22 protein-coding genes are annotated in these 22,479 nt (G+C 69.7%); 12 read left to right on the forward strand and 10 right to left on the reverse strand.

What is annotated here, in order from left to right; genetic code table 11:
- Nucleotides 1–117 precede the first annotated feature (117 nt).
- Both EES42_RS35160 and EES42_RS35165 read right to left on the reverse strand, forming a co-directional pair.
- Entirely contained in the window at nucleotides 118–678 is a 561-nt protein-coding gene (locus EES42_RS35160; protein WP_124722326.1) for a hypothetical protein, read from the reverse strand.
- A gap of 115 nt (nucleotides 679–793) precedes the next feature.
- Entirely contained in the window at nucleotides 794–2,599 is a 1,806-nt protein-coding gene (locus EES42_RS35165) for a flavin-containing monooxygenase (protein WP_124722327.1), read from the reverse strand.
- 195 nt (nucleotides 2,600–2,794) lie between these two features.
- Here EES42_RS35165 and EES42_RS35170 point away from each other — a divergent pair, with 195 nt between their 5' ends.
- A complete protein-coding gene (locus EES42_RS35170) occupies nucleotides 2,795–3,814 on the forward strand; it encodes an SMP-30/gluconolactonase/LRE family protein (protein WP_124722328.1) in 1,020 nt (339 codons plus the stop codon).
- A gap of 14 nt (nucleotides 3,815–3,828) precedes the next feature.
- Here EES42_RS35170 and EES42_RS35175 read toward each other — a convergent pair whose 3' ends face one another.
- From EES42_RS35175 to EES42_RS45165, 3 genes are all read right to left on the reverse strand, one after another.
- On the reverse strand, nucleotides 3,829–4,419 hold the full coding sequence (locus EES42_RS35175) for a TetR/AcrR family transcriptional regulator (protein ID WP_124722329.1): 591 nt from the start codon (nucleotides 4,417–4,419) through the stop codon (nucleotides 3,829–3,831).
- Between the two features lie 352 nt (nucleotides 4,420–4,771).
- The gene (locus EES42_RS35180; protein ID WP_164495448.1) at nucleotides 4,772–5,221 is read right to left on the reverse strand and encodes a hypothetical protein; all 450 of its coding nucleotides are present in this window, start codon (nucleotides 5,219–5,221) and stop codon (nucleotides 4,772–4,774) included.
- Nucleotides 5,222–5,384: 163 nt separating this feature from the next.
- Nucleotides 5,385–5,531 (reverse strand): hypothetical protein, encoded by a 147-nt coding sequence (locus tag EES42_RS45165; RefSeq protein WP_164495443.1) that lies wholly within the window; start codon nucleotides 5,529–5,531, stop codon nucleotides 5,385–5,387.
- 137 nt (nucleotides 5,532–5,668) lie between these two features.
- Here EES42_RS45165 and EES42_RS35190 point away from each other — a divergent pair, with 137 nt between their 5' ends.
- The gene (locus EES42_RS35190; RefSeq protein WP_164495444.1) at nucleotides 5,669–6,271 is read left to right on the forward strand and encodes a hypothetical protein; all 603 of its coding nucleotides are present in this window, start codon (nucleotides 5,669–5,671) and stop codon (nucleotides 6,269–6,271) included.
- Between the two features lie 770 nt (nucleotides 6,272–7,041).
- Here the strand turns inward: EES42_RS35190 and EES42_RS35200 are convergent.
- Nucleotides 7,042–7,545 (reverse strand): DUF4232 domain-containing protein, encoded by a 504-nt coding sequence (locus EES42_RS35200; RefSeq protein ID WP_124722332.1) that lies wholly within the window; start codon nucleotides 7,543–7,545, stop codon nucleotides 7,042–7,044.
- An 894-nt stretch (nucleotides 7,546–8,439) separates the two neighbouring features.
- Between EES42_RS35200 and EES42_RS35205 the strand changes: the two genes are divergently transcribed.
- The 4 genes from EES42_RS35205 to EES42_RS35220 all read left to right on the forward strand — a co-directional run bounded on the left by EES42_RS35205 (nucleotide 8,440) and on the right by EES42_RS35220 (nucleotide 12,846).
- Complete coding sequence (locus EES42_RS35205; protein WP_124722333.1) at nucleotides 8,440–9,216, forward strand: (5-formylfuran-3-yl)methyl phosphate synthase; 777 nt, start codon at nucleotides 8,440–8,442, stop codon at nucleotides 9,214–9,216.
- A gap of 7 nt (nucleotides 9,217–9,223) precedes the next feature.
- Entirely contained in the window at nucleotides 9,224–10,630 is a 1,407-nt protein-coding gene (locus EES42_RS35210; protein ID WP_124722334.1) for an aldehyde dehydrogenase family protein, read from the forward strand.
- Complete coding sequence (locus tag EES42_RS35215; protein WP_124722335.1) at nucleotides 10,627–11,736, forward strand: NAD(P)-dependent alcohol dehydrogenase; 1,110 nt, start codon at nucleotides 10,627–10,629, stop codon at nucleotides 11,734–11,736. The genes EES42_RS35210 and EES42_RS35215 overlap by 4 nt, the downstream gene beginning before the upstream one ends.
- Nucleotides 11,737–11,901: 165 nt before the next feature.
- On the forward strand, nucleotides 11,902–12,846 hold the full coding sequence (locus tag EES42_RS35220) for a class I SAM-dependent methyltransferase (RefSeq protein ID WP_124722336.1): 945 nt from the start codon (nucleotides 11,902–11,904) through the stop codon (nucleotides 12,844–12,846).
- 730 nt (nucleotides 12,847–13,576) lie between these two features.
- Here the strand turns inward: EES42_RS35220 and EES42_RS35225 are convergent.
- Nucleotides 13,577–14,470 carry a phytanoyl-CoA dioxygenase family protein gene (locus tag EES42_RS35225; protein WP_124722337.1) on the reverse strand — a complete coding sequence of 298 codons (894 nt, stop codon included), beginning with the start codon at nucleotides 14,468–14,470 and terminating at the stop codon, nucleotides 13,577–13,579.
- An 85-nt stretch (nucleotides 14,471–14,555) separates the two neighbouring features.
- Between EES42_RS35225 and EES42_RS35230 the strand changes: the two genes are divergently transcribed.
- Nucleotides 14,556–15,413, forward strand: coding sequence for a helix-turn-helix domain-containing protein (locus EES42_RS35230; RefSeq protein WP_164495449.1), 858 nt, complete (start codon nucleotides 14,556–14,558; stop codon nucleotides 15,411–15,413).
- An 814-nt stretch (nucleotides 15,414–16,227) separates the two neighbouring features.
- Here EES42_RS35230 and EES42_RS35235 read toward each other — a convergent pair.
- Nucleotides 16,228–16,449 carry a hypothetical protein gene (locus EES42_RS35235; protein WP_124722339.1) on the reverse strand — a complete coding sequence of 74 codons (222 nt, stop codon included), beginning with the start codon at nucleotides 16,447–16,449 and terminating at the stop codon, nucleotides 16,228–16,230.
- A gap of 218 nt (nucleotides 16,450–16,667) precedes the next feature.
- Here EES42_RS35235 and EES42_RS35240 point away from each other — a divergent pair, with 218 nt between their 5' ends.
- On the forward strand, nucleotides 16,668–17,060 hold the full coding sequence (locus EES42_RS35240) for a VOC family protein (protein WP_124722340.1): 393 nt from the start codon (nucleotides 16,668–16,670) through the stop codon (nucleotides 17,058–17,060).
- Between the two features lie 514 nt (nucleotides 17,061–17,574).
- Here the strand turns inward: EES42_RS35240 and EES42_RS35245 are convergent.
- Nucleotides 17,575–17,769, reverse strand: a complete 195-nt coding sequence (locus EES42_RS35245) for a hypothetical protein (RefSeq protein ID WP_241196847.1) — start codon at nucleotides 17,767–17,769, stop codon at nucleotides 17,575–17,577.
- A 71-nt stretch (nucleotides 17,770–17,840) separates the two neighbouring features.
- On the opposite strand from EES42_RS35245, the gene EES42_RS35250 reads away from it, so the two are divergent.
- Nucleotides 17,841–18,119, forward strand: coding sequence for a hypothetical protein (locus EES42_RS35250; RefSeq protein ID WP_323138473.1), 279 nt, complete (start codon nucleotides 17,841–17,843; stop codon nucleotides 18,117–18,119).
- Nucleotides 18,120–18,146: 27 nt separating this feature from the next.
- On the opposite strand, the gene EES42_RS35255 is transcribed toward EES42_RS35250, so the two are convergent.
- Complete coding sequence (locus tag EES42_RS35255) at nucleotides 18,147–18,572, reverse strand: MerR family transcriptional regulator (RefSeq protein ID WP_241196795.1); 426 nt, start codon at nucleotides 18,570–18,572, stop codon at nucleotides 18,147–18,149.
- A 52-nt stretch (nucleotides 18,573–18,624) separates the two neighbouring features.
- Between EES42_RS35255 and EES42_RS35260 the strand changes: the two genes are divergently transcribed.
- The 3 genes from EES42_RS35260 (at nucleotide 18,625) to EES42_RS35270 (ending at nucleotide 22,452) form a co-directional block, all read left to right on the forward strand.
- Nucleotides 18,625–19,581: an SDR family NAD(P)-dependent oxidoreductase gene (locus tag EES42_RS35260; protein ID WP_124722594.1), complete on the forward strand. Its 957-nt coding sequence runs from the start codon at nucleotides 18,625–18,627 to the stop codon at nucleotides 19,579–19,581.
- Between the two features lie 787 nt (nucleotides 19,582–20,368).
- Complete coding sequence (locus tag EES42_RS35265; protein WP_164495450.1) at nucleotides 20,369–21,505, forward strand: zinc-dependent alcohol dehydrogenase; 1,137 nt, start codon at nucleotides 20,369–20,371, stop codon at nucleotides 21,503–21,505.
- Nucleotides 21,502–22,452, forward strand: coding sequence for an ROK family protein (locus tag EES42_RS35270; RefSeq protein WP_124722342.1), 951 nt, complete (start codon nucleotides 21,502–21,504; stop codon nucleotides 22,450–22,452). Before EES42_RS35265 ends, EES42_RS35270 begins: the two co-directional genes overlap by 4 nt.
- Nucleotides 22,453–22,479 lie beyond the last annotated feature (27 nt).

Below are 22,479 nucleotides of genomic sequence, written 5' to 3' on the forward strand. Positions count from 1 at the left end.
AGAGGTTCTTCCGGGTCCTGTGGTCATGGCCGAAGTGGCCGAAGTGGCCGAAGCCACTGTGCCACCGGGCGCCCGGGAATTCCGCACCAGCACGGTGAGGCGGTCGCAGCGGGCCCGCTACCCGGGGAACGGGGAGATTACCCGTTCCCCGGCGAGTGTGTTGAGTCGTTCGGCTGCGTTGTCGTCAAGGAAGAAGAGCGTCATGGCCTGGCCGTTGTGCCGGACGTAGAAGCGCCGGTCCCCGTGTTCCAGCTCGTCGATGAGGTAGCCGACCACCATCAGATCGGCCCAGTCGTCCCTGACTTCGATGGGCCAGTTGACCCGCCGGCCGTCGGCCGTGTACTCGATCCACGCTTCCTCCGTGCCGAGGTCGACATGGTCCCGCAGCCCGGAGAACGCGTCCGGCAGGCCTGAGATCCGGCACAGTTGCCTGGCGATCGACACGTACGAACCCTGGCCGCGGACGCACTCGGTATCGAAGTGCCATGCCCGGTTGCAGAACCACCGCTCCCACGGTTCGTCCTCGACCATGCAGCCCAGCGCGAACAACAACAGGTCGAACGGCTTGCGCTCGTATGCCACCCGCGGCCACGAGTACAGCAACTCGTCCACGGTCCGGCCGGTCGCGAGCGGCAACCCCAGTTCTGCCAGTCTGTCCAGCTGATCTTCAAGACGCATGCCCGGGATCGTACCCACCGCCTCGGACAATGCCCTCGGGCGCTGTACGGCCGTGGATCTCCTTGGGGCTCGGCGCTCCTGCGGGAACTCCTCGGACCGGACGCAGGCCACCTCTTCACCGAGGGGCAGTCCTGGCCTGGAGGATTTCGCCCACGGACTCGTCGCGCCACTGCTCCAGGAGCTGATGGAAGGCGACGGCGCCGTGCGGGTAGGCGTTCGGGCCGTTCGGCCGGCCGCGTCCTTCACGGTTGTAGTAGCCGGGGGTGCACTCGGCGTGGAACCACTCGTGGTCGGGGGCACCCTCGGCCAGGACGGCGAGCCAGGCGTCCTCGGTCTCCCGGGACGGTTCGATGAGGGCGCCCCCGGCTTCGGCGGCCGCGATGAGGGCTGCGGCGTGGACTGCCTGCTCGTCGAGGATGTGGGTGAAGTTGACGCTGCTGGCGTTCTGGAGGGGGCCCATCTGGATCAGGTTCGGGAAGCCGTTGCTGGTGAGGCCGTGGAGCGTGCGCGGGCCCTGCTGCGCCCAGGTGTGCAGCAGTTGGACGCCGCCCCGGCCGTGGACCGGGAGCTTGCCGGAGTGAATGCCGGAGGTCCCGACGTTGAATCCGGTGGCGAAGATCAGACAGTCAAGTTCGTACGCCATGCCGCCGACCACGACGCCGTGTTCGGTGATGCGCTCGATGCCGTGGGTGTCCGCGGTGTCGACCAGGGTGACGTTGTCGCGGTTGAACGCCGGATAGTACAGGTCGGAGAAGGTGGGTCGCTTGCAGGCGTAGCGGTACCAGGGCTGGAGCTTCCTGGCTGTCTCCGGGTCGGTGACGGTCTGCTCGATGCGGGCGCGCAGTTCGTTCATCTTGGCGGCGTCGGCCACCTCGTAGGCGGCTTCGAAGGTCTTCCGGTCGCCCTGGCGCCGGAAGCTCGGCAGAAGCTTTTCCAGCAGGCCCGCCGAGGCGGTCCACTGGTCGGCCACGAGATCGCGGTCCTCCGGTTCGCCGGAGACGATGCGGAGGTAGTTCTCGCGTCGTTCGTGGGCCCAGCCCTCGCGGTCGGCGCCGACGTCGCTTGCGGTGGTGCGGCGATTGGCCCGCACGTCCACTGTGGAGGGGGTGCGCTGGAAGACATAGAGGTGTGCGGCGTCCTCGGCCAGCAGCGGGATGACCTGGATGCCGGTGGCCCCGGTGCCGACGATGCCCACCCGCTTGTCCGCGAGGCCGGTCATGCCGCCCTCCGGCGTGCCGCCGGTGTAGGCGTAGTCCCACCGAGAAGTGTGGAAGGTGTGGCCCTTGAAGTCCTCGATGCCGGGTATCCCGGGGAGCTTCGGGTCGGTGAGGGTGCCTGTGGCGGTGACGACGTACGTGGCCCGGAAGGCGTCCCCGCGGTCCGTGGCCACGATCCATGACTCGGAAGCCTCGTCCCAGGTCAGAGCAGTGACCGCGGTGGAGAACAGTGCGTCCGGGTAGAGGTCGAACCTGTGCGCGATCCGCATCGCGTGGCGGCGGATCTCATCACCGGGGGAGTACTTCCATTCCGGTACGTATCCCGTCTCGTCGAGCATCGGCAGGTACACGTGCGCCTCGATGTCGCAGTGGACGCCCGGGTACCGGTTCCAGTACCAGGTGCCCCCGACGTCGCCGCCCTTGTCGACGATCCGGACGCGCTCGACTCCCTGCTGCCGTAGCCGCGCCCCGGCGAGGATGCCGCCGAACCCGCCGCCGATCACGGCGACGTCGACGGTGTCGTGGAGAGGGCCGCGCTCGACCGGCCCCTCTGTGTACGGGTCGGCGGCGTAATAGCCGAACTCGGCGTCGGCGTCGCAGTATTGGGCGGCGCCGTCGGGGCGGACGCGCCGCTCGCGTTCGAGGCGGTAGCGGTGCCTCAGTGCGGCGAGCTCGTCGGGAGCCGGCGCGTGAGGGGTCGTCATGCGGGGCCTCGATCCTGGTCGGTGGAGCCACCACGAGCGGGCGGCCGTCCGCTACGGTAGCAACTACCGGACAGTGGTGTCCGGTTGAAGTCCGGTGGTACAGCGAAACTCGGCCAGGGCCCGTTCACGCCTCCGGCGCGCTCCGTACCCCCTGGCCTTCGGAACCCGCGCAGTGGACAGGAAAGGTGTTCCCCCATGCAGCGAATTTCGGCCCGATCTTTTGCCGCGCTCGCCACGATCGGCACGCTGATGTTGACCGGATGCGGAACGGAGAGCGGAGATCCCGAGGCAGGGGCGGTGTCCGTCTCCGCGGGCAGGACCATCCGCGCGCAGAAGTTCATGCAGTTGACCCAGGTGCACAGCGAGACCGGGATGACCTTGCTGGAAGGCCCGACGTTCGGCAAGGACGGCGGACTGTTCGTCGTGGACGTCACCGCGCCGGAAGGGAAGCCCAAGGTCATGCGCGTCGACGTCAGGAAGAAGACGTCCCGGGCGGTCCACACCGACGGCCGGGGTGCGTACACCTCGGCGCAGTTCAGCCCGTACGACGGACGGCTCTACCTCAGCGACTTCGCCCACGGGGAGGTCGTGAGCCTGGCCCCCGGTGGCGGCGACAAGCGGACCTTCTTCTCCGGCGAGGTCGACGGAGCGCAGATGAATCCCGATGACATCGCCTTCGACCAGGAGGGCAACCTGTACGTCAGCGATTCACGGGGCCTGTCCGAAGGCGAGGCGCACGGACGGGTGGTGCGGATCAGCCGCGACGGCGCGAAGGCCACCGTTCTGGCCGAGGAGCTGGCCGCGCCGAACGGGGTCTCGTTCGACGCGGACCACCGCGGGCTGTGGTTCAGCGAACTCACCGAGAACCGGATCTCCTACCTGCGCCTCGACCCGAACGGCAAGGTGGCTTCCCGGCACACGGCCATCCGCGTCGACGGCGGGATCGCCCAGACCGACTCGATCGCCGTGGACGCGGACGGGAACCTCTACCAGGGACTGCACGGCCGGGCCGCGATGGCCGTGTACGACCGGTACGGCGAGCGACTGGCGACAGTCGAACTTCCCGCACGGGCCGAAGGGCTGGAGTCGGCGACGAACGTGGCCATCACGCCCGGCGGAACCAAGGCGTACATGACCGTGAGTGGTCCCGCCGGGGGATACCTGTACAGCTTCGACGCGCTCGCGAAAGGCATCCGGCAGTCCAACGGCGGCTGACACCCGGCCTCCACTCATCCTCCGAAGGCCCGCACCGGTCCCACCTCGACACCGAGCAGCCGCCAGGCGGCCAACGCCCGGAGTTCCCGCTCCTCGCGGGTGGGGCCGATGACGGCGGCGGAGACCATGGCGACCGCGAGTACGAGGTCGTTCGCGTCACTCAGCCGATGACCGTCGGGCAGATGACGTCGCAGGGCACGTTCGACGCGCTCGGACAGGACCAGGGCATGCGCTCGGATGCCGGAGCGGCTGCCCGCCCGGTCGGCATGCAAAAGACCGATGAAAGCTGCCGATTCCGCAAGATGCCAGGTCAGCACACCGAGAACATCGGCGAAAGTCGCCCCATCGGCGTCGGCCGCCTGCTCGACCTGCCGCACGTTCTCCTCCAGAACCGCAGCCACCGCGGCGGTTCGGTCCGGGAAGTGCCGGTAGAGAACGCCCTGCCCGACCCCGGCCCTGCGCGCGATCGCGGACAGGGGCGCCTCCAGACCATGCTCGGCGAAGATCTCCCGGGCAGCGATGACCAGAGCGGCCCGGTTACGGGCGGCGGCCTTCGGCCCGTCGTTCGCGGGTCGGCGCCCTTCCTGCTCGGTGTGCTCGATCACTCAGGCAGCGTACCGGCCGCGCAGCCGGGGCTTCCTCCCTGTCCGCGCTGGTGACGGGTGTGCGGCAGCCGGGAGGCTGCGCCGAGGCTTGGGCATCGGGCGACCACCGGGGCTCGCACGACGCCGGGAGGACGGAGGGAGGACGGACGACTGGAGGATCCGATCGTTGCGAGGGACGGCGTAGACCGCGGCGCCGGCCAGTCCCACGCTGCTGCACGAGCAGCTCGGCACCGCTCTCGCCGCAGCCGACATCCCCACCCTCATCGAGAATCTGCCGGCGGGCGACCCCGCCGGCAGTGTGGAAGGCCTCTGCGAGGAGTCCGACCGGGGTCCGACGGGGTGCAGCCGCTCGTCACGGAAGGTCAGTACGACCCCACCAGGCAGGCCGCACCGGCACTCCGTCCGCATCGCGTTCCACCGGCGGCGTCGAGGGCGGCGTCGAGGGCGGAGGTGGAGACGGGACCGTGTCTGCCGGATCCGGTTCGGCCTCCGGTGGGGCCACCTCCGTCGTCGGCGGCGGGGCGGGTGCGGCACTGTCGTCCAGCAGTTCCGCCACCGTGAACCGTGTGCTGAACGACTGCCAGGCGCCGTCGATCACCAGAAGGAAGCCATCGCATTCTCGGAAGAGCCGACGTCGCTTCGGACTTCTAGGGTGCTCCGGCGTATGTCTCCGGGCACGACGCTCCAGCTCCACCAGAGCCTCCTCGAGCGTGCCCTCCACATGCGTCAGCACGTACGCCTCCGTGTGCTTGCGCTCCCCGACGCCCACGGTCGTCTCGATGACCAGTCCCCAAATTGCCACGCTTCCCCCCTCCTGTTCGAATCAAGGGAGAGCTTAAAGCGTGCTGCAGAGGACGATGGGGGCAGGTGTTTCTCCCGTATGGGTGGGGTGTCGTGGACTGAGAGGTAAGGGACATGGAAAGCGACCACAGTCGCGCCGCCGTCACACAACTGCGCGCTGAGGCCTACTTGTTGCGCAAGGTCTCGATAGCCGCTGTGAACCTCACCGGACCTTCGACCGGACCGGCGCGGCGCTGCTGATCGAGCGGGTCATCGAGGACACCAACGGCCACGCCGTAGGCACAGCCGTAGGCGTCCGTGCCGAGCAGCACCACCTCCTGGCCTTCGATGTCCAGGCCGCGGAAGCTCGGCGGGAACGGCGTGAGAATCCGGCGTGGACCGATGCGTCTGATCGAGGGCCGGCTTGGTCCACCGAACCGGCAGAGGCTGGTCCTGCGAGACTGACAGGATGATCTACGTTGCTGAGGGGCCCAGCGCCGCAGGCAAAAGCCGCTACGTCGGCTCACTGCAGATTCCGAAGGTGGTTTGCGAACTTGACGGGCATCTTCGACCGGATGATGCGGCGTCTCTTGAGGAGACGAGTCGCTTCTGGGTCCGTCGGAACGAAGAGAGGTGGGCAGAGGCCGTCCACGACGAGGGTGCGCAACGTATCGCGGTCTGCGATACCGATCCGCTCAAGCTGCACTACGCATGGACCCTTGCGAGGGCAGGCCTGGATGCCAAGGCGGAAGAGTTCACCTGCCAACTGACGCTCATCCGCGACTCCCTGAAACGCAAGACGCTCGGCATCGCTGACCTGGTCGCCTGTGTCGTCCCGTCCGAATCGGTTCTGCGCACGCACCGGGCCGGTGACGCTACCCGCACACGCCGGAACTTCGAGGAGCATGTACTTCTGGCTGTTCCCTTGAAGGAGTGGTACGAAGCCCTGAACGGCGTGGATCCAGGACGCGTCGTGTGGGAGTGGCCCGAAGAACCGTTGTCGGGCAAGAGGCGCGAACGCTATGACTTGGACCTCTTCGACGCCTGGATGGACCGACTTTCCACTGTCTGACGAAGACGCCCACGTCCAGCGCCAGTCCTCCGAGCTCCTCGACGGGCACCTCACCGTCCTCCACGCCACCTGCAACGACCGAAGTACCACCTTCCGGTCGGCTGCAAGAAGATCCCCGACGATGCCGTCGACCCGGACCGGGCCGCCGAAGCGATCCGTACGTTCCTGGCCGGGAAGACTGTCGTGGCGTGGGGAACAACGTCCTCGCCGACCTCGGCATCGCCCTGCGCACCCTTGAGATCGCCTGGCCGTTGCCGGGCGGCTACGGCCACCTACTGTAAGCGAGCTGCACCAGTTCGTCCTGGACCGGCCTGGAGGTCGGGAGTCGGCGAAGGGCATGTCGAACGGAACAAGAACCTCGGATCAGAATGCGGGGCGACGCAGCATGTCGGTGGACTTCCAGTCACTCCTCCAAAAGGCCTCAAGTCCTTGCTTGTTGATGAACTTTCGCTCCACCGCGTGGATGAGGTAGATCCCTTGGCCGGGACCTGGATTTGGCCGTTGTGCCGGCCCTAGCCCGGCCGGAGACCTGGGTGGCGGCCCACAGCCAGTTCGTGGCGCAGCCCACTCCTACAGCCGCCGGCCCCGTTCAGCACGAGGCCGGCGGCCTCATAAACCCGACGGTGGCCCTGCCCACGGGAACTGGCCTCGGCGTCGACGCCGACATCGGCACCGGCACCGGTATGCGCGTCGTCTGTGGAAGGAAGGGCGGCATACTGCAACCGCGTCCTGCCATGATGTGTCGCGCCGGGTGTGTGCGGAGGGGCAGGTCAGGCCCCTTGCCGCAGCGGGCCGATGAGAGTTCCCTTGGCAACCTTCAGCGTGCCCTCAGCAAAGGACGTGCCGGGGATCTGCCCGTCTGGAGCCTGGAGTGTGAAGGACGCCTCGTCCGCGGAGACCTGGCGGGCGTCGTTGGGGACCTGGATGTCGAAGTGCACCGGGTGACCGGGGCCGAAGGTCACCGCGGTGTGCTGGTCGCCGTAGCGCCCGGCGGTGAGCCGGGTCTGCGAGCCGTGGTCGGAGAACCGCACGTCGGTCGGCGAACCGGCGAGTTCGCAGGGGTCGTACCCGCGCGGCGCCGTCAGGGTGACGCGGTAGTGGTGATGGCCAGCGCTGGCGGGCGCATCGGTGATCTTCGCGGTGTGGTTGGCCGGACGGCATGCGGAGGGGGCAGCACCGCTTTCCGTTGCCGGGGAAGCCTGTGCAACTGTGGGGGCCGCGGCGGCCAGCAGCATGGCGGTGAGGGTGATAGCGGTCTTGCGGTTGACATGCATGGGCACTCCTTGCCTTGCTCGATGGCCCTGCGGCTGTTCTCCACAGGAGCCATGGTCGCTCTGATCTGTGCCCGCTCTCACTCGCCGGGAATGTCCCAGGATCGTCACGGCTGAGACGGCAACCACTGCACAGCGGTCCCCGGCGGGAGACGGCCTGGGACGCCCGCGCCCCGCCGGCGTCCGCCTCCCGAGCCTCGGGGCAGGAGGCCGCGAGGCAGTCGTCCGCCCCGGTGTCTACCTGCCCGCCTGCCCGCGGGAAACCTGGCGGAGCTTGTCGTCGCCGAAACCTGCTTGCCGGGCTGGAGCAGGCCGGGCGAGGCACGCCGGCACAGTCGATGCCCTGGTGGTCGGGGTTGACGGGCCATGCCCCGGCCGCGTCACCTGGCATTGGTGGTCAGGTATGAGGCCGTCCCGGTCCATCGTTCGATGGGTGCCCGGGACGGGGGAGCGTGCCGCGCTCATCGACGGAATGTCCGTCGGCCTTCGGCGGAAGGACCTCGTCGGATCGACGACCGGTCGACGGGCTGCCTGACCGGTCCGGCCGGGGCGGAGACGGCGTACGGTCTTGCGCACGGCGTAGCAGGTGGCGGGGCCCCGGTTTTTGAGCCGGGCAGACATCTGCGATCAGGCCGGAGCCGACCGGAGCCCAGCCGAGCCGACCGGAGCGGAGCCGAGCAGCGAGCTGTCCGTGAACAACCGGAACATCCGCGGCTCGGGCATGTGCTGGTTCGACGCATGTGCCGGTTCGAACCGGCGTGCACGGCGCACCTGGAACGCCGAGGCGACACCGCTCCGACTCCGCGCGCCCTACCGGTGGTCATGGGCCCCGGCAATGATGAGCCGACCGCAAGGAATCCAGGCGACACCGCACACCTGCCTCGCGGCCAGGTGGACATGCGGTGGAAGGAGTCCACATTGTTGCTTCTCATCTCCCCGGACAGCGTCGAGGAAGCCCTCGACTGCGCGAAGGCGGCGGACCACCTCGACATCGTCGATGTCAAGAAGCCCGACGAGGGATCGCTCGGCGCGAACTTTCCGTGGGTCATCAAGGAGATCCGTGACGCGGTACCGGCGGACAAGCCGGTGTCCGCCACCGTGGGAGACGTCCCGTACAAGCCGGGCACGGTGGCCCAGGCGGCGCTCGGTGCGGCTGTCTCCGGAGCCACGTACATCAAGGTCGGCCTCTACGGATGCACGACGCCCGAGCAAGCCATCGACGTCATGCGGGGCGTCGTCCGGGCGGTGAAGGACTATCGGCCGGACGCGTTCGTCGTCGCCTCGGGCTACGCCGACGCCCATCGGATCGGTTGCGTCAACCCGCTCGCACTGCCCGACATCGCCTTCCGCTCCGGCTCCGACGCGGCCATGCTCGACACCGCGGTCAAGGACGGCACCCGGCTGTTCGACCACGTTCCGCCGGAGGCCTGTGCGGAGTTCGTCCGGCGGGCCCACGAGGCCGGGCTGCTCGCCGCGCTCGCCGGCAGTGTGAAGGTGGGAGATCTCGGCACGCTGACCCGCGTCGGCACGGACATCGTGGGAGTGCGCGGAGCGGTCTGCGCGGGGGGCGACCGTACCACCGGAAGGATTCAGCCACAGTTGGTGGCCGCCTTCCGGGCGGAGATGGACCGGCATGCCCGGGAACACACCGCTGCCGTCACCGCCGCGAGTTGACCGCGGCATGTCGACAGGCCGGCCCCGTCAGGCGTTGCCTGGCACCGTCGGCGAGCGCTTCGCCGTCCTCGATCCTGCAACGGGCGAGGCATTCGAGGAGGCCCCCGACCTGCAGCCGGACGAGTTGGACGCCGTTGTCGGCCGGGCCCACGAAGCCTGGCTCAACTGGCGGACCGACCGCAGCGCCCGCGCCACCGTCCTGCTCGCGGCAGCCGACGCCACGGAGGCTGCCGGGGCGGAGCTCGCTGCCCTGCTCACCCGTGAACAGGGCAAACCACTGTCCGAGTCGTACGCGGAGGTCGCCCGCACAGCCGCCCGCCTGCGCTACTTCGCCGAACTCGACCCCAGGCCGAGGCCCATCACTGACGGCCGCCCGGTACGCAGCGAGATCCGCTGGCGACCGCTCGGGCCCGTCGCCGCGATCGTCCCGTGGAACTTTCCGCTCCAACTGGCGTCGGCGAAGCTGGCGCCCGCGCTCGCCGCAGGCAACACGGTGGTGCTCAAGCCCTCGCCCTTCACGCCCCTCGCCACACGGCTGCTGGGGTCCGTCATCTCCACTGCTCTCCCCGAGGACGTGCTCACGGTCGTCACTGGTCAGGAGCCCCTCGGGGCACGGCTGGCCTCCCACCCGGGGATCCGTCACGTGACCTTCACCGGTTCCGTCCCCACCGGACGGGCGGTCGCGGCAGGCGCGGCGGCGTCGCTCGGCCGCGTCACCCTGGAGCTGGGTGGCAACGATGCCGCCATCCTGCTGGAGGACGTCGATGTGGAGCGGATCGCGGACCGGCTGTTCTGGGCGGCGTTCCGCAACTGCGGGCAGGTCTGCATGGCCGTCAAGCGCGTCTACGCTCCGGCCCGGCTCTACTCCGACGTGGTCGAGGCCCTCGCGCAGCGCGCGAAGACCACCGTCGTCGGGTCCGGCCTCGACCCGGGCACGCAGCTGGGTCCCGTCAACAACATTCCCCAACTGGCCCGGGTCGAGCGCTACACAGCACAGGCCCTGGCGGACGGCGCCCGAGCTGCGGCCGGCGGCCACCGGCTGGACCGGCCGGGCTACTTCCACGCACCGACGATCCTGGCCGATGTCCCGCCCCACAGTCCGGTGGTGACGGATGAGCAGTTCGGTCCGGTTCTGCCGGTTCTGCCGTACCGGAGCCTCGACGAAGCCGTCGAGGCTGCCAACGACACCGGCTTCGGGCTGGGCGGCTCGGTGTGGGGGACCGATCTCGACCGGGCCGAAGTGGTGGCCGACCGGCTGGAGTGCGGGACGGCGTGGATCAACCACCACGCCGAACTGTCCCTCGCCCAGCCCTTCGCGGGCATCAAGGAGAGCGGTGTCGGCGTCGCGGGTGGGCCCTGGGGGCTCTACGGGAACCTCAGACCGTTCGTCGTGCACCGCCCGGAGGAGGTATGACGTCGAGGTTCGGCGCGGCCGTACTGCGCTCGTACGACAGCCGATTCGCCGTCGAGGAGGTGATCCTGAACGCGGGACCGGCCGATGGCGAGATCCTGGTCAGGATCGCGGGCTGCGGGATGTGCCGCACCGATCTCGCGGTCCGGCATTCGGACGGCCGCTCACCGTTGCCGGCGGTTCTCGGCCATGAGGGGTCCGGGGTCGTGGCCGAGACGGGCGGCCCGCACACCGGCCTGAGCAACGGCGACCATGTCGTGCTGAGCTTCGACTCCTGCGGACACTGCCGGAACTGCATGAACGCAGCTCCCGCCTACTGCGACTCCTTCGCCTCGCTCAACCTCTTCGGAGGGCGCAAGGAGAAGGCCGCGCGGCTCAGCGACGCGGCCGGGGACGAACTGGCCCCCCGGTGGTTCGGCCAGTCCTCGTTCGCGGAGTACGCGGTGGTCCCGGCCCGCAATGCCGTCCGGGTCGACCCCTCACTGCCCATCGAACTGCTCGGACCACTCGGCTGCGGATTCCTCACCGGCGCCGGAGCGGTCTTCAACTCCTTCGGCGCCGGACCCGGCGAAACCATCGCAGTCTTCGGCGCAGGAGCGGTGGGCCTGGCCGCGGTGATGGCGGCCGCCGCCTCCGGAGCGGTGACCGTGGCCGTCGACCGGCACCCCGAACGGCTGGCGCTCGCCGAACGGTTCGGCGCGATCCCGCTGCATGCCGCATCGGCCGACCTGCCCGGCCGAATCCGGCGACTGACCGACGGCGGCGCGCAGTACGCACTCGACACCACGGCCTCCGTCCAATTGATCAACGACGCGCTACGGGCCCTGCGCCCGACCGGTCATCTCGGTCTCGTGGCACGGCTCCGTACCGTGCTGCCGCTCGAACCGGGGGCATTGGACCGAGGCAGGAGGGTCTCCCACATCTGTGAGGGGGACGCGGTGCCGGGGCTGATGATTCCGCGGCTGACCGGGCTGTGGCAGAGCGGGCGTTTTCCCTTCGACGAGCTGATTCGTACGTACCCACTCGCCGACATCAACGAAGCCGAACGGGACTGCGACGCGGGCCGTGTGGTCAAACCCGTCCTGCTTCCGACGGGGAGAGGCCGTTGACCGCGGCACCCGACAGCTCTGCCCGACCGCCGGACGCAGAACTGCGCGCGGTCGGGCGCGCCCCGAGGCACAGGGCGCCCGGAGCGGTGGCGTCGCGCGTCCACCGTTGATCCATCATCCGCATTTCTCGTTGTTCATGGTCTCAGCCTGCCCAAAGGAGAACACGTGGTCGGCACAACGTCTCGGAACACCGGCGTGGAGGGCGTGGAAGGAGGTGTCGGCCTGACCGCTCTGCTGGTCGCCGCGGCACGGGCGATCGAGACCCACCGCCACGACACACTGGCACGGGACATCTACGCGGAGCACTTCGTGCTCGCCGCACCGGCGTCCGCCGACTGGCCGGTCCGGATACAACAGGTTCCGGACGGCGACACCAACCCGCTGTGGGGCCGGTTCGCCCGCTATTTCGGTCTGCGGACGAGGGTCCTCGACGACTTTCTCCTCCGATCTGTACACACGGGTGACGCCAGGCAAGTGGTCCTGCTCGGGGCGGGGTTGGATTCGCGGGCGTTCCGACTCGACTGGCCTCCCGGCTGCGCGGTCTTCGAGATCGACAGGGAGGGCGTGCTGGCGTTCAAGCACATGGTGCTCGACGGACTGTCGGCCACTCCGAAGGCTGCGCGCATACCCGTCCCGATCGATCTGCGCGCCGACTGGGCCGGACCGCTGGCAGACGCCGGATTCGACATGAACGCACCGAGCGTCTGGCTGGCCGAGGGGCTGTTGTTCTACCTGCCCGCCGCCGCCGAGACGGACCTCATCGACACGGTGGACCGGTTGAGTACGGGGGGAAGCGCGCTGGCGTACGAGGTCAAGCTCGACAAGGACCTGCTGGAATACCGCGACAGCCCGATCTACACCGCGACGGCACACCACATCGGCATCGACCTGCTCAACCTGTTCGACAGAGAGCCGCGACCGGACTCCGCCGGTCACCTGACGAGCCGGGGCTGGGACACGTCGGTTCGGACCCCCTTCGACTTCACCCGCCGGCACGGACGCGGCCCCTTGCCCGAGCCGAACGACGCGTTGGCGGGCAACCGATGGGTATTCGCGAACAAGCCCGACCGTAACGCCGCCATCGGGCGTCCCGGCCGCAGCCGGTCGTGATCCTGCGGCCCGCCGGACGATCCGAAGCATCGCACCAGCGACCCCAACACCGGCTCGGCGGCCCACCGAGACCTCGCCACTCGCAAGTGCGAGCTGAGGACTGTTCCGAGACTGTGGGTTCAGCGGCGACTGAGCGTGGGCCGCCGGACATCACAGGAAGAGGAGTTCGACGGATGCCGAGTTGGAGAGTCGGAACCCGGCGGATCGCGCGACGGCGATGGGGGGCGGGTTCGATCTCCAGGATCGCCTGCGGCCGGGCGACGGTGGTGTGCGCGTACTCGGTCATCGCTCCGAGAGCGCGCACTGCCAGCCGCTGTCCCCGGTGGGCGGCGCCCACGATGTAGCCGATGCTACCGGTGGTTCGGTTGAGCAGGACTTCTCCCAGTGCCTGGTGCCCAGTGCCTGGTGCCTGTCGGTGGTGATGGCCAGGTGAACCCGGTCGTTCCCACGCCGGGCTCGTTGTGCCCTGCCCAGACATCAAAGTGCGGCGGCCTGGCCGAACGGCGAGTCCAAGGGGGGCGTCCGCGGCCGCGGACGCCAGGATGCCGCCGGGGAGCGCGACCACCCCTGCGGTCGGAGCGGCCGCCGCGGCCGGGTGGTCCGGCGGGTCGGAGGTGGCGGTCAGGGGTGTCTGCCCGCCGCTGAAGCCCGCCTGTGCGATGCGGGTGAGGCGTTCGGCCAGGGTCAGGTCGGCGGGGCAGGGTCAGGAGGCTGCAGTGCAGTCGGGGCATCACAGGCCGTCCTGGTCGTGCCAGTGGTTCTGCCATCGGGTGTCGATCGGGTCCGAGGCCGCCTGGTAGCGGATGTCGGTGGAGAGGCGGAACCGGCCGGCGGGGTCCTGATTGTCGAGGGAGGCGTGGATGATGTGGGCGCTGTGCACCATGAGGTCGCCAGCGGCGAAGTCGGTGACGAGCCACCGGGAGTCGTACTCCTCGGCCAGGGCGGGCAGGTCGGCGGTGATCGACGCTGCGGGGCGGCGCAGGCGGCCGGCGGCCTCGTCCGCCAGGACGCGGTGGTGGCTGCCTTCGAGGTAGACGAGCGGGCCCTGGGCGATCGGGCAGTCGCCCAGCGGAATCCAGGAGGAGACGACCCGATCGGTGCCTTCGCGGAGGTAGACGAGGTCGTAGTGGGCTTGCGTGGCGGTGCCGATGCCCGATTCGCCCGGGCCGACATGGCGGATGATCTTCCTGCGGTGCAGGTGCACGTCGTCGGTGCCGAGCAGCATGCGGTAGAAGGCGACCAGGTCCGGGTGCCGGCAGAAGGTCTCGTATTCCTGGCCGGGGACGATCTGCCGGAAGAGCAGGGAGCGCAGGCGCGCCCGGTCGAGGTCTCCGGCAGACGCGGCGAGGCCTTCGAACGGATCGGAGCCCGGGCGGGTCAGGCCGGTCTCGGCCAGCGTGGCGAAGTAGTGACGGCGGAAGCCCTCGACGGTCGTGCGGTCGAAGAAACCCGGCAGGTAGAGGTAGCCGTCACGGGCCAGGCGGACCCGCAGGGCGTCCCGGTCGTCCCGCTCGGCTGCCGGTACCGGTTCCAGGCGGCCGAGCCTGCGGTCGCTCGCGTCCAGGCGGTAGCCGTTGGAACTGAGGGTGGCCGGTAGCGGCCGGTCCAGCCGTCTCGTACTCATGACGGAATCGTCGTCCCCGGTGCTGACGAGGCACAATGCACGGATTCCGAGGAAACTTGGACGATTGTCGACGGAGGTGTGGCAGGTGGCGGCCAGCGAGGGGGAGGGCAGGGCGGACTCCGTAGCGCGGTACCGCACTCCGCCGGACGGCGTGCGGGCGCTGGGGATCGCAGTAACCGGGGCCGGACGAATCCTCGGCCAGCGTCGCCTACAGGCCGAACGCACCCTGAACTGCTACGCCGGGGTCCTCGTGCTCCGGGGTTCGGGGTTCCTGGAGCTCCAGGGCCGCGGCCGGCACGACGTGCGGCCGGGATCGTTCTTCTGGCTGCCGCCCGGGATCAGACATCGCTACGGCCCGTCCCCGGACGGCTGGGACGAGTACTGGGTGCTGTTCGAGGGCTCCGCCGCCGCGGGCTACCGGGATCTAGGCCATCTCGGTGCGGAGCACCCGGTCGCCGTGCCCGCAGACCCCGACGAGACCCGCGCCCTGTGCGTCCGGGTCCTGGACCTGCTCACCGAGGCCGAATCGCTCGACAGCCACATGGCGGCCACCAGCTCGCTCCATGCGCTGATCACGGCGGTGGGAAGCGGCCGGGGCAGGTCCGCGGATCCGGGGCGCGCCCGACGCGACATCGGCCGCCGTGCACTCCGACTGCTCGACGCCGCCGATGGCCCGGTGCGGATCGGCGCCATCGCCCAGGAACTGGCGGTGTCCCGTGACACCCTCATCACGGCCGTCCGCCGGATCACCGGCTCCCCGCCCACGGTGTACCTGACACGTCGCCGGATCAACCGGGCCAAGGCCCTGCTCACCGACACCGACCGGCCCGTCGCGCTCGTCGGACGGGACGTCGGATACCTCGACCCCGCCTACTTCACCAGGCTTTTCACCCGCCACGTGGGCGTCGCGCCCTCCGTCTTCCGCAGGCAGCAGAGGCGCTGACCACCGGGGGCGGCCTCCGCCTGCCAGGTCCATCTCCGTTGCAGAGCGCCCGCCGGTTGGTGCTGCTGGCCCATCCCTCCGCTGCCCGACATCGTCTCGGGCGTGACCAGCCACGGAACCCCGTCACCTCCGGCTGGCGCTACACGGCCAACCCGCTCCGTCGACCTCTACGGCCCCGGGAAGTCTCCCGCCCAGCTCGTCTTCCGCAGTGCGCCACTGTCCTACGGCCGGCACACGATCAAGGTCGAGTGCACCGGCGGGAAGGGGAAGTGGGCGAAGGGCGCCCATGCCGTCGTCGACGCGTTCCGCGTGATCGCCCCGATCACCGACAACACCTCACAACACATCGCCTACGACGGCACGTGGACGCACGCGGACGCGTCCGAGCCCTGGACCAGTGGCGACCTGAACCAGACCGAGTCGTTCAGCCGGGCGGTCGGCGACACCGTCTCCACCGCCTTCCGAGGCACTGGAATCCGACCCTTACGGACCGACAGGTCGGGACGGTGGCGGCGAACAAGGCGGTCCCGCTGTGGGGAAGTTACTGTCGTTCACCCCGGCTGTGGAGATCCGACGCGGCCGCAGGACCATGGTCGCCGGAATCACCATGGATACCACCGCCGAGGACAGCCTCACGCTCCCGCGGTTCCAGGCTCTGCTTCCGTCGTCAGGATCGCGGGGCCCATGGGCCGTCTTGCTCCGTCGGATCAGGCAGTTCGGGGTGGAACATCTCTCGGACGCAGCGCCGCAGTCCCGTCTCGTTGGATCCGCCGACGGCGACCATCCAAGGCAGGTCGTCCATGGCGTGGGCGCGCTAGCCGGTGGCGAGGTCGTCGACGGCGGCGCGCAGGTCGTCGGCGGCCCGTATGCCGTTGGCGCACATGCCGCTCACAACACCCGTTCCGATGCGAACGGACGAACTGCCGGTGTGGAGCAGGTGAATGGCCTCCCTGACATGATCCCCCTGCGGGAAGCTGTCCCAAGGGACTTCGTCGAGCAGGAATCCGTCCTTGACCTCGGGTCGTACAGCGGCCACCACCGTGCGCACATCGAACGGCCCGCCAACGAATGAGGACAGGTCTGCCCGGTCCGTCAACGTTCGGCACATCGCGAACATCGAATCAGTTCGCCACGAGCCGTTTCCCGGCCGGCCAGGTGGAGCATGGGTGACCCAGCGAAGCCGGCCCGGATTGATGAGCAGTAGCTACTGGGATCCGGCCCGGTCGAGAGAACCTGGCTATTAGGTTGGTACTCATGTTTGCTTTGTATCCGCGCGTACTCGCAGGGGACTATCCCGCCGTCTTCGCCTTCTACACGGCCGTACTGCCCGAGCTGGCGGGATATGCGCTCGCGCACGGTGACGCGGTGTCCGGGTACGCCAGTTGGGACGCGCCTGAGGGGGCGACCGCGTTCGCCGTGATCCAGCGGGATGCGTTTGTCGGCGAGGTTCCGTCGGCTCCTGATGAGGGCGGTGCGACCTTCGTGGTGCCTGTCGCGGACGCTGCGGCGATGGATGCGGCGGTCGCACTGTGCCAACGACATGGTGCGGTCCTGGTGGCACCGGCCCGGGATCTACCGGGTTGGGGACTGCGAGCGGCACACCTGCGCGACCCGGACGGGAATCTCCTGGAGATCCAGACGTACTGAGTGCCGGTCGGCGGCCCGCCGCCAACCGGTGGCTCTACAACCGGGGGTTTTACGACGGTGGTTCTGCAACCGGGTGCCGGACCTGCCCCGTGCATAAGGAACACGCCCGCCCCTCGCGGGTCCCACCGCTGATGTGGGGCCCGCGAGAGACGGGCCACGGAGTTCCGGCCCGGTCCGGTGGCCCCTCTCCGATCCGACGTGACGGGCCCCGGCCGGCAGGCTGTCGACGCTTCCGAGGTCACACCAGGCTCGCCTGCCGTCGCCGTCCGTCCGGGGACCGCAGCCTCCCGGCGGTGCTGTCGACTGGCTACGGGAAATCGGGATGCACGGGGCGCCAGGTCCCCCCGGCCCCCGGAATGCGGTCCGGGAGTGAGTCGCCTTGGATTCCGGGGCTGCGGTGCGAATGTGCCCCGGAAGGCCTGCGAAGCAGGCCGAGGCGTACGCCTGCCTCGGCGACCGTTGTTCGAACAGTGGTCGTCGTCGGCCCAGCCGCTCGGCCCGACCGGCGACCGCGTCACTCCGAGCCGTAGTACAGCCGGAAGAACTCCTCCATCGCCGCGTCGACACCGGCGCGGTCACCGGTGGCGAGCAGATCGAGCAGCAGACCGCGGACGGTGGCGAGTCCCAGCCTGGCGCGGTTCCGGGCCACCGCAGGGTCCGTACCCGCGGCTACCTCGGCGGCCATGAGCGGGTCCAGCCAGTCGTTCACGAACCCGTCGAGGACCAGCGCGGCCTCGGGGCGGCCCCGCAGCGCGTGCCCGCAGCGACTTCCTCGATGTCATGGCTCACCACGAGAGATTCACCGACCACTACCTGACCGGATGGAGCTACAGCGGCCCCGACCAGGGCATCGGATCGTGCGCCGTGGTCACAGCCACGCTGGGCGGCAAGAAGACCGACGTCACTATCGAGGTCGTCAAGGCCGACCCGCCGCTGTGCATCGTCGAGCGGAACGTCAGTGCGGGCGGCCGCCGACTGGCCCACGGCACCTACATCGTCGAACCGCTGCGGACCGGCGGAAGCCATGTGTCGTTCACGTACGCCTGGGCGCGGAAGTGACCCTGCACTTCCCGAAGAGTGGGTAGGTCAATGTGCCGGTGCCGGCACCGGCGACCAGAGTCCAACGGCCGTCCCGCCACGGAGATGCTGCTCGTACGTCAAGACCTTGCCGTGGATGACTTCCAGGCTCGCGGTCAGGTCATCGATCCTGGAGCGCACGTTGCGTTCGTGATCGCGTAGCAGCGCAAGGCGGTCCGGCTCATTACCGGGCCCGGACCGCACAAGTTCGGCAAACTTCTTGATCATGGCAATTGGCATATCCGAATCCCGGAGTCGGCCGCACAGCACGAGCCAGTCCACATCTGCCTGTTCATAGATCCGCTGCCCGCCGCTGGAACGCGGGATCTCGCGCAGGAACAGGCCCTCGCGTTCGAAGAACCGCAGTGCGTGCACGCTCATGCCGGTCATCTCGGCGACCTTCCCGATGGGCAGACCACCCATGTTCTTGCTCATCACGGCAACGTACCTTGACCTAGCGTGCGGTCTAGGTTCTAGCGTCATGATCATGATCACGAAGCAGCTCAGGATCGGCACCGGATTCGGTGCTCACAGCACGGCCGCCGATGTTCTTTCAGGGATCGATCTGACAGGCACGACTGCCCTGGTCACGGGTGGCTACTCGGGCCTCGGACTGGAGACCACCCGCGCTCTCGCCGGCGCAGGAGCGCACGTCATCGTCCCCGCCCGCCGCCCAGTCGTCGCCGAACGCGCCCTGCGTGACATCCCCGGGACGGAGGTGCACACACTCGATCTGGCAGATCTGGAAAGTGTCCGGGCCTTCTGCGAACGCTTCCTGGAAACTCGCCGTCCCCTCCGCATCCTCATCAACGGCGCCGGTGTGATGGCCTGTCCGGAAACACGTGTCGGTCCCGGTTGGGAGGCACACTTCGCGATCAACCACCTCGGCCACTTCGCGCTCGTCAATCGCCTCCGTCCGGCCTTGACCTCAGGAGGGGCCCGGGTGGTGTCCGTTGCCTCGTCTGGGCATTTCCTGTCCGGCATCCGCTGGGACGACATCCACTTCCGCACAGGCTATGACCGCTGGCTGGCCTATGCGCAGTCCAAGACCGCCAACGCCCTCTTCGCCCTGCACCTCGACAGCCTCGGTGCGGACCGGGGCCTGAGCGCCTTCGCGGTGCACCCCGGCAGCATCCTCACGCCGTTGCAGCGTCACATCCCTCGTCAGGAATGGCTCGCGCAAGGCTGGGTGACCCCGGACGGCGAACCGGCCGCCGGTTTCAAAACCCCGGAGCAGGGCGCGGCGACAGCCGTATGGGCGGCAACGTCTCCTCTGCTCGACGGCCACGGAGGTGCCTACTGCCAGGACTGCGACATCGCGGAACCGGCTGCCACCGACGACATGCTCATCGGCGGAGTCAAGCCATGGGCCACCGACCCCGACGCGGCATCCCGGCTCTGGGAACTCTCCGGCAGACTCACCGGGCTGAGCGCGCTCCGATGACCTCCCAGCGCTGAACGAAAGGCTGAGAGAACCTGCTGCCGCGGACGGGAACGAGCGAAAACGCGGCCTCTGCCGCGCAGCACCGGGGCTTCGTCCGGTTCCTCGGTCAGCGAGGCGAGGAGCCGGACGACCGGGCCGACGACGGAGCGGCCCCCAGTGGCGACCGCCGGTCGCCCGCGCGCGAAGACGCTCCAGCGGCGAGGCCCGCCATGCACATCGGAACGCGCACGGTCATGTACGGCCTCTATGGTGGGCCGGCTGTCCGCGCGCCGGAGGGCACCGCGCGCTGCGTTCGGATCCGTGCCCGTCCCGTCCGCGCCCTCTGCGCGTGTCCGGACCGGCCGGAGGCCGGGCTCACCCCGAAGAGAGGCGCACCGGTCGGTGGTTGAACCGTCGGCCGGACGGATACTTCCAGTGGGCGCCGAAGGCGTGACGGGGCAGTGGCCGGGGCGCCTTCCCCTCCCATGCCGATTCCCGCCCGTGCCGCCTGCCCCCTTTGGCCGACGACGGGATGACGGCCGGGCAGGAGGAATGTGTTCGTGTCACCAACTGTCTGCCGCCGCCGAATCTCGGACTGAAGCGGCGCATGGACACGTACGACGGGATCTTGGGCCGGTACAGCGGCAGGAGGCGCTGACCAGCCAGCACTCCGGGCGGAGCCCCGGCCGTCCCGGAGCCTGTGGACCGCCGTCAGGACCGCCCTGGCCGAGAAGTGGCTCAGAGGCGTTGTATCCAGCCGCGTCGGGCTGGGCTAGCGTCGCCCCCCAAACACCGATGGGGAGGTTCCGTGCGCGCTCTCGTCTATCTCGGTCCAGGCTCCGCCGAACTGCAGGACCGGCCCGCCGGTCAGCTCGTGAACGATGACGATGTCGTGGTGGAGGTTGTCGGCACGGGGGTCTGCGGAACGGACCGCAAGATCCTGCTGGGGCGATTCCCGGCCCGGCCGGGCGTGGTGCTCGGGCACGAGTCGGTGGGCGTGGTTCGGGAGACCGGGCCCCAGGTGCGTTCGGTCGTGGTGGGGGACCGGGTGGTGGTCAACCCCACGCTGTACTGCGGCTGGTGCGTCCCGTGCCGCCGGGGAGCGACCAACTTCTGCCGCCACAAGGCCGGAACCGAGGTCGGCGTCGACCGCGACGGCACGTACGCGGAATCCGTGACCCTGCCGGAACGTTTCGTCGAACGTGTTCCCGCCGGGCTGCCCTTCCGCAGCGCGGTCCTGATCGAACCGCTCGCCTGCGTACTGAGCAATGTCGGGGCCGCTTCCCTCACCTTCGACGACACCGTGGTGGTGCTCGGCGCGGGCCCGATCGGGATGCTGACCGCACTGGTCGCCGCCCGCCGGGCGCGCCGGGTCACCGTCGCCGAACCGGACGGCTACCGACTGGAGCTGGCCCGCGAACGGTTCGCGCACGTGGTGGACGTGGCTGGAACGGATCCGGCCGAAGCCGTGGTGAAGGCCTCGGGCGGCGAGCGCCCCTCCGTCGTCTTCGACACCACGGGAACCGGCCTGGACGCGGCGCTACGGTTGATCGACGACGGCGGCCGGGTGGTGGTGATGGGCTTCGACGACTCCTACGCCGTGCAGCTGCGCCCGCTCCAGCTCACCAACCGGGGCATCCGGCTGATCGGCGCCGGGGACTACCGGGCCGACATCTTCCCGGTCGCCGTGGACCTGGCCGTCGAACTCGGCGGCCCGCAACGGCCCGGCACCGGCACCGACACCGGGCCGGGCCTGGAGCGGCTGGTGACACACGAGTTCCCGCTCGAACGCTACGCGGAGGCCTTCACCGCGCTCGGCGGGCTCACCCGGGACGGCGGCGACGGGGGTGGCGGCACCGGACGGGCGGGTTACGACGCGCTCAAGGTCGTCATCCGCTCACACTCCGGCCCGGTCGGTGCCGATGGCTGGCCGGTGGACGCGTGAGCGCTCAGCGGCTCGGGTCGATCGAGTCCGGCGGGACCAAGTTCGTCTGCCTGGTCGGCTCCGCCCCCGACCGGATCGAGGCCGAGACCCGTTTCCCGACCGGCGAACCGGGCCCCACCCTGGCCCGCGCCATCGCCTTCTTCCAGGAGACGGCCGCCGCGACCGGACCGCTGGACGCGATCGGCATCGCCTCCTTCGGGCCCCTCGAACTGCGCCCGGGCCACGCGAAGTTCGGTCACCTCGCCGCCACTCCCAAACCCGGCTGGACCGGTGTGGACGTGGCCGGCCCGGTCGCCGCCGCGCTCGGTGTGCCGGTGGGCATCGACACCGACGTCAACGGCGCGGCCCTGGGCGAGGGGCGCTGGGGCGCGGCGCGCGGCCTGGACACCTACGTCTACCTGACCGTCGGCACCGGTATCGGCGGCGGCGCGGTGATCGGCGGAAAGGTGGTCAGCGGCCTGATACACACGGAGATGGGCCACCTCGCCGTGCCCCGGATCGCGGGTGACGCCTTCGCCGGCTCCTGCCCCTTCCACGAAGACTGCTGGGAGGGGCTGGCGGGCGGCGAGGCGATGAGTATCCGCTGGGGGAGTCCGGCCGAAGAACTGACCGGCGACACACTGCGCGAGGCGCTGCGGCTGGAGGCGGCCTATCTGGCCGCGGGGCTGCGCAACATCGTCTACACGGTCGCGCCCCAGCGGATCGTGATCGGCGGCGGCGTCACCGAACTCCCCGGGCTGTTCCCGCTGCTCCGTGCCGAACTGACCGCGACACTGGCCGGATATCCCGGGCTCCCCGAGCACGCGGCCGAGGACTTCGTGGTCCCGGCGCGGCTCGGCCGGCTCGCCGGCCCGGCAGGTGGACTGGTCCTGGCGGCCGGAGCCGCCGCCGCAGCACGGCCACGGCCGCAGACCCGGAGTGGGCCGTCGGAGGGACCGGATGCATGAGGACGGCCCCGGGCCGGGCAGGCTGGC

This window comes from Streptomyces sp. ADI95-17 (assembly GCF_003846175.1).
In the GTDB taxonomy this organism is placed as follows: Bacteria; Actinomycetota; Actinomycetes; order Streptomycetales; family Streptomycetaceae; genus Streptomyces; species Streptomyces sanglieri.